General features: G+C 40.9%; 4 protein-coding genes and 2 pseudogenes. All 6 read left to right on the top strand.

Annotation, left to right across the window (positions count from 1 at the left end; translation table 11 throughout):
• Window positions 1-293, top strand: a pseudogene (locus R7E51_RS18815) (RNA pyrophosphohydrolase); the annotation flags it as partial.
• 2 nt (window positions 294-295) lie between these two features.
• Window positions 296-2,542: a phosphoenolpyruvate--protein phosphotransferase gene (gene ptsP, locus R7E51_RS18810; RefSeq protein ID WP_005385966.1), complete on the top strand. Its 2,247-nt coding sequence runs from the start codon at window positions 296-298 to the stop codon at window positions 2,540-2,542.
• A 6-nt stretch (window positions 2,543-2,548) separates the two neighbouring features.
• On the top strand, window positions 2,549-3,340 hold the full coding sequence (locus tag R7E51_RS18805; RefSeq protein WP_005385965.1) for a sulfite exporter TauE/SafE family protein: 792 nt from the start codon (window positions 2,549-2,551) through the stop codon (window positions 3,338-3,340).
• Between the two features lie 87 nt (window positions 3,341-3,427).
• On the top strand, window positions 3,428-4,249 hold the full coding sequence (gene lgt / locus R7E51_RS18800) for a prolipoprotein diacylglyceryl transferase (protein ID WP_005381948.1): 822 nt from the start codon (window positions 3,428-3,430) through the stop codon (window positions 4,247-4,249).
• 9 nt (window positions 4,250-4,258) lie between these two features.
• A pseudogene (locus R7E51_RS18795) lies at window positions 4,259-4,588 on the top strand (thymidylate synthase); the annotation flags it as partial.
• A 67-nt stretch (window positions 4,589-4,655) separates the two neighbouring features.
• Window positions 4,656-6,875, top strand: a complete 2,220-nt coding sequence (locus tag R7E51_RS18790) for a hypothetical protein (protein WP_020196722.1) — start codon at window positions 4,656-4,658, stop codon at window positions 6,873-6,875.
• Window positions 6,876-6,879 lie beyond the last annotated feature (4 nt).

Here is a 6,879-nt window from a genome sequence, read left to right as displayed (position 1 = left end):
ATAAGCTACCAAAGCGATTGGTGCGTTGGGACTCCAAGCCTGTTTGTATCGGCCAAAAACAGAAATGGTTTCTGCTGAGATTAGAATGCGATGAGTCTCGCATTAATATGCAACGCGGAAAATCCCCTGAATTTGATGGTTGGCGCTGGGTAAGTTACTGGTATCCAGTTAGGCAAGTTGTTTCTTTCAAGCGAGATGTTTATCGACGAGCGATGAAAGAATTTGCATCCTTAGCCATGCCTTTTCGAGAGAGAAAAGCGAAAGGGAAAAGAAAAAAGCAACGTAGAGGATAATCATGCTCAGTCAGCTAAGGGAAATAGTTGAGAAAGTCTCCAGGGTCGATGATGTGCATCTGGCACTCGATATATTGGTGAAAGAGACTTGTGCTGCCCTTAGTACTGAGTGCTGTACTATCTATCTTGCTAATGAAGAAATGCAGCGCCTTGAGTTAATGGCAACTCAAGGCCTTATTTTTGAAGGTGATAGTATTCATATCAACTTCAATGAAGGCTTGGTTGGGTTGGTAAAACGAAGCGCTGAACCCCTTAACCTTGCCGAAGCCTCAAAACACCCCGAGTTCAAATTCTTTCCTCAACTCGGCGAACAGATTTACCACTCTTTTTTAGCTACTCCAATCATTCATCGTAAACAAGTTTTAGGTGTGTTGGTGATCCAACAAAAAACGCCGCGCTTGTTTAGTGAAATGGAAGAATCGTTTCTTGTTACCTTATCCGCTCAGTTAGCGGTGCTCATTGCACATGCGCAGAATCTTGGGCATTGGCAGTTAGCATCTAAACCCACGGTATTAAAAGGTTTGCCTGCGTCTACTGGTGTCGCGATTGGAGAGTTTTGGTTCGACAATACCCAGCCGAGTTTATCGGATGTTTTCCCTTCGTCCACGTTAGATAAGGAACGCGAGCACGAGACATTACTGGTGGCCATAGAGCGAGCGTTAAATGACTTTCGCCGTATGCGGAAAAAGCTGGACAGTGAAATCAACAAAGATGCGCTGGCGATCTTCGATCTGTTTACTCACTTACTGAATGATCCGATGCTTCGCGGTGATTTGAAGAAGCAGATTGAAAAAGGAGATAGGGCAGACTGGGCGTTACGCCAAGTTGTAGAGTCATACTCGAATCGATTTGCAAGAATGTCGGATGTATACATGCGTGAAAGAGCGCAAGATATCCGAGAGTTAGGGCAAAGGCTGCTCTATTTTCTGCACAACAGTGAGCAAGAAAATTCTGCAATTGATCGTCCCATTATTTTGGTGGCGAACGAACTCACTGCCACCTTGCTCGCTTCTGTACCTAAAGAGTTTTTGTTAGCCGTCGTATCATTAGAGGGAGGCGCAAACTCTCACGCTGCCATTTTATCTCGAGCTCTTGGGGTCCCTGCAGTCATGGGCGCCAACATTAATCCGGATGTGGTGAATGGCAAACTCGGGATAGTCGACGGCTATACGGGTGAGATCTTCTTAGAGCCAAACCGCCAGTTGTTGCGAGAGTATCGCAGCTTAGTAAGCGAAGAGTCTGAACTGTTTGCCATGGTAAACAAGGACCTCGCACTCCCTGCGGTTACGCAAGATAATCACCATATCGAAATTATGCTGAATGCGGGACTCAGTGCAGACAGTAATATTGCCATCAACACAGGTGTTGATGGTGTTGGGTTGTACCGAACTGAGATTGCATTTTTACTTCAGCATCACTTTCCTTCGGAAGATGAGCAGTATCATCAATACCAAGCAATACTTAACAGCTATCCGAATCAACGAGTAGTGATGCGTACTTTGGATATTGGTGGTGACAAACCTTTGCCGTATTTGCCCATCGAAGAAGATAATCCGTTTCTAGGCTGGCGTGGCATTCGTTTTACATTGGATCATCCAGACATTTTCTTGATCCAGCTGCGTGCAATGTTAAGAGCGAGTGCAGAAAGCGGAAACTTAAGTATCTTATTGCCAATGGTGTCAGGGGTAAAAGAGCTAGACGATGCCATTAGCTTGATTAATCAAGCTCACAGCGAAGCCGTTTTGCTTGATGATAGAATTCAATTCCCACAAATTGGGGTCATGATTGAAGTACCATCGATGGTGTATCTGTTGCCAACGATTGCTCACCGTGTTGATTTTGTTTCTGTCGGGACAAACGATTTAACTCAGTATTTATTAGCGGTAGATAGGAACAATTCGCGCGTAGCGGATGTCTATGAATCTATGCATCCTGCGGTACTGTTAGCGCTTAAGCAAATCCATGAGGTGTGTGATAAATATCAGGTGCCCGTGTGTATTTGTGGTGAGCTAGCGGGTGATCCATTTGGCGCTCTTCTCTTACTTGGGTTAGGGTATACCAGTTTGAGTATGAACACCTCCAACGTGGCTAAGGTGAAATATTTGATTCGTCATAGTCAACAAGAAGAATTAGAAAAATTAGCGGAGCAAGCAATGACAAAGTCCTATGGGGAGGACATTCATCAAATGATGCATGACTTCTTCATTCAACAGGGCTTTGCGGGCTTTATCCGTGCAGGTAAAAAGTAGGAAATCGTGACCGTCTCTTTATTTTTGTTATTGTTGGCGCTAGGCGCTTTTGTGGGTGTGATGGCGGGGTTACTCGGTATCGGTGGTGGTTTGATTGTTGTTCCTGCCTTGTTGTATTTGCTTCCTCTTGCTGGGATCTCTCCAGAAATGAGTATGCACATGGCCTTAGCCACTTCGTTAGCGAGTATTATTGTCACGTCTGGCTCATCGGCGATGAATCACCTTAAGCTCGGCAATGTCGATATGTTTGTCGTAAAATGGTTGATGCCTGGTGTGGTCATTGGTGGCTTTGTTGGTGCCAATATTGCTGAGTGGATCCCTACACACTATTTGCCGAAAGTGTTTGGTGTCATTGTTCTTTGCCTGTCAGTACAAATGTTTCGTTCCATTAAAGTTACGAGCAGTAAACCTATGCCGAGCAGCCCTGTGACTGTAGTTTACGGCACGGGAATTGGTGTCGTATCAAGCCTTGCTGGTATTGGTGGTGGCTCACTGTCGGTACCATTTTTAAATAAACATGGGATAGAGATGCGTAAAGCGGTGGGCTCATCCTCCGTTTGTGGTTGCGTGATTGCTATTTCTGGTATGATCGGCTTCATCTTACATGGCTATAAAGTGGAAGGCTTACCTTCATACAGTATTGGCTATGTTTATCTTCCCGCTTTATTAGCGATTGCTATGGCCTCGATGCTCACAACAAAAGTGGGTGCGAAGCTGGCAACTAACCTTCCAACTGCGGTATTAAAAAAGATATTCGCGGTGTTCTTAATGTTTGTTGCAGCGACCATGCTGCTCTAAGTTTGCACCCAAGTCATTCTCGCTGAACCAAGCATCTAGAGGTTACTTGGGTATATTTATTTTGTTGTGATAAGAAGAGAATGATTTATGTCTCAGGGATATATTGAATTTCCCAATATTGATCCGGTTTTAATCTCTATTGGTCCTGTTTCGGTTCGTTGGTACGGTTTGATGTACCTTGTGGGCTTTATGTTTGCTCTATGGTTAGCTAACCGACGTGCGGATAAGCCTGGAAGTGGTTGGACACGAGAGCAGGTTTCTGATTTGTTGTTCGCAGGCTTCCTTGGCGTGGTGATTGGTGGCCGTGTAGGCTACGTGCTTTTCTACAATTTTGAGCTCTTCCTGGCTGACCCTTTGTATCTATTTAAAGTGTGGACCGGTGGTATGTCTTTCCACGGGGGCTTACTGGGTGTGATTACCGCGATGTTCTGGTATGCACACAAAAACGGGCGAACTTTCTTCGGTGTTGCTGACTTTATCGCGCCGCTTGTGCCATTTGGTTTGGGTATGGGGCGTTTAGGTAACTTCATGAACAGCGAGTTGTGGGGCCGAGTAACGGATGTGCCTTGGGCGATCGTTTTCCCAAATGGCGGTCCACTGCCACGTCATCCATCGCAACTTTATGAAATGGCGCTTGAAGGTATCGTCCTTTTCTTCATTTTGAATTGGTTCATCAAGAAACCTCGTCCTCTAGGTTCTGTTTCAGGACTCTTTCTTGCGGGTTACGGAACCTTCCGTTTCCTAGTAGAATACGTGCGCGAACCAGACGCTCATTTGGGTTTATTCGGTGGCTTTATTTCCATGGGACAGATTTTATCCCTGCCAATGGTGGTTATCGGTGTCCTCATGATGGTTTGGGCATACAAACGTGGTCATTACAAAGACGAATTACCACAAAAGACGAAGTAAGGTATTGGTGTGAAACAGTATTTAGATTTGTGTCAACGCATCGTTGACCAAGGTGTTTGGGTTGAAAATGAGCGTACAGGCAAGCGCTGCCTGACCGTAATCAACGCGGATTTAACCTGCGATGTTGCGAACAATCAATTTCCGTTGGTCACCACACGTAAAAGTTTTTGGAAAGCGGCCGTTGCAGAACTATTAGGGTATATTCGTGGTTACGATAATGCGGAAGATTTTCGTAAGCTGGGCACGAAAACCTGGGATGCCAATGCCAACCTAAATGATGCCTGGTTGAATAACCCATACCGTAAAGGTGAAGACGACATGGGCCGTGTCTATGGAGTTTTTGCCTTTTTCCCAATGTTGTCTATATTGTTCTATAGGATTGAAATTATAGGACATTGTGGTGCAAATGGAGCAGCTATCAAAACGGACAATTGTCCATAATAAAAACAAACTCCTCTTTTTGAACATTGAGGAGTCTGACCATGTTCTTCTTCAGACTCTTTCCCCTCTCATCGAACAGCTAAACAATGGTAAATCATCGATTGTTTTTTATGCAAAATTAATGTACGTCTATTCCGATGTGTTTGATGACCGTGTAAGTGAAACATCGATAAAATTAGGGCATGTTACCGACTTTCTTGGGCGATTTCTTAAGAGCATTAAAGATGGGATTTTGGTCGATGTAAGCCCTGCAACCTTCGATGGATATCTCAATTTTTCACGAAAATGCTTAAGATTTTTGTCATCAAAATTTGGCATTGGTGATTATCATAAGAAAAAGCGATTAATTGATATATATATACCGTTTGACGCTGTTGATTTGCCCACTATAGATAGTGATAAAGCGGACTATTATAGTTGGTGGGTAATAAAATCTAAAAGTGGTAAAGAGAGGTTCCTAGATCTTACTTATATATGGAAAAATGAAGGCGCTGATGCCGCTAGACAACTAGAAAAATATACGAACAGTGTTTTAGGTGGATTTAAAGCATTAGAGAATCATCTCCCCTTATTTTCAGCATATTTTTTATATCTATCTTCAGTCGAAGGTTTAAATTATTTTGATTTAAAAAGTAATTCGGATGTTTCAGATGATATTTGGCGTGGATTCTGTGCTCATTTTTTTAAAAAAAATGTAGAATCTGGTAATTGCCTTATGACAACGAAGAAACGTTGGAATGACGGTTCTCCAGCTCTTTTCTACACTTTATTTGAAACAGGCTTCTTTGCTAGACCTAATATAGATATTACATATATACCTACAGAGTATAAGACAGGTTCAGAAGCAAAGATAAAGAAAATAAAAGATGCGCCTACAGGGGAAATAATTCAGGTTAAAGAAAAATTGCTTACTGATGTCCCGATTTATTTGACTGATGATGAGGCTATAGAATCTATATTCGATGATATAGAAGATGATTATAACATTGTAATAAATTGGGCTAAAAATCAATTCAATGATTTATGGGCAAGATATTCAGATAACAATCATAAGTTTAAATTTGAGGATATTGAGTTATCCAGAGATGAATTTCGCGTCAAATATCGACTTAATTGCTATGAAAGATTGATAGATTCTAATGGAAATATTCGTAAGGTTTATAGTAGTAAAACATCATTGGCTGAAAGTTTTGGAATGCCGACATCGTATTTCGAAATTCCAATATCAATACTCCTGATAAAAGAACACAATGATATAACGGATAGCTTCTTATACAACCTTGATTTATATGATAAGAACGGGCATAGAGTTGGATTTTATAAGCTTGATAATAATTATTATCTTCAGGGATATAAATTACGTAAAAATGGACGCAAAGCTGAACAAACCATCAAATTAAATTCTGTTTCAAAAGAGCTAGTTGAAAAGCTATTGGTTATCACCTCTAGACCAAGAGAATATTTAAAGAAGAAAGGGGATGATAACTATAGAAAATTATTTATTAATACTGGTCAAGCATTTTTTCATCCAAGACCATGTGTGAGTGGTTCTACTTCATTATCTGAAAAATATATTAAATCTCGATTCGAACAGCTAAAAAATGCACATGCCAATAAAAGTGAAGAGGCTCTGAATAATCTAAATAAAAACCTTACTTTAACTAGGTTTAGAGCATCATGTGCTGTTGTAGGCTATTTGAAAGATAAAGATGTATCATTAATGGCTAAAAATCTAGGGCATGACAAATATAGACAAGACTTGCTTTCTCATTATTTACCCGACCCAATATTGAAGTATTTTCAATCTCGTTGGATTCGAATATTTCAAAAGGGAATTATTTGTGAAGCAATGAAAGATAATAAAAACCTTCTTAAGGCGTCTTGCTTTAATAATATAAAAGAGCTTGAGAGGTTTTTATTCAATCATTCCTTAAAAATTGAAAAAAGTGATAGTAAAGATTTTGCAGAAAACGATGCGAAAGGTAAAGTTCTTGTCGGTATAAATGTTGAAGTTTTAAAGGTTCTTTTAGCGATTCAAAATGGGACTATTGAAGACGACAAGTTATCTATCAAAGATAGTTATTATCTCAGCCTTAGTGAACTTATAATGGAAGATATAAGAAACTCAGATGATGTTCTTCTAAAAAGCTACTTAGACACGGCAGAGAAAGAGATGGAAAAATAGTTAA

This window comes from Vibrio sp. Vb1166 (assembly GCF_033338695.1).
GTDB lineage: Bacteria > Pseudomonadota > Gammaproteobacteria > Enterobacterales > Vibrionaceae > Vibrio > Vibrio alginolyticus.
Note: the sequence above shows the minus strand (reverse complement) of the source record. Positions and strands in the feature narration are given on the sequence as shown.

Coding starts and splice junctions, on each gene's coding strand:
- ptsP (WP_005385966.1), top strand. CDS start 296: ATGCTCAGTCAGCTAAGGGAAATAGTTGAGAAAGTCTCCAGGGTCGAT.
- R7E51_RS18790 (WP_020196722.1), top strand. CDS start 4,656: ATGGAGCAGCTATCAAAACGGACAATTGTCCATAATAAAAACAAACTC.
- lgt (WP_005381948.1), top strand. CDS start 3,428: ATGTCTCAGGGATATATTGAATTTCCCAATATTGATCCGGTTTTAATC.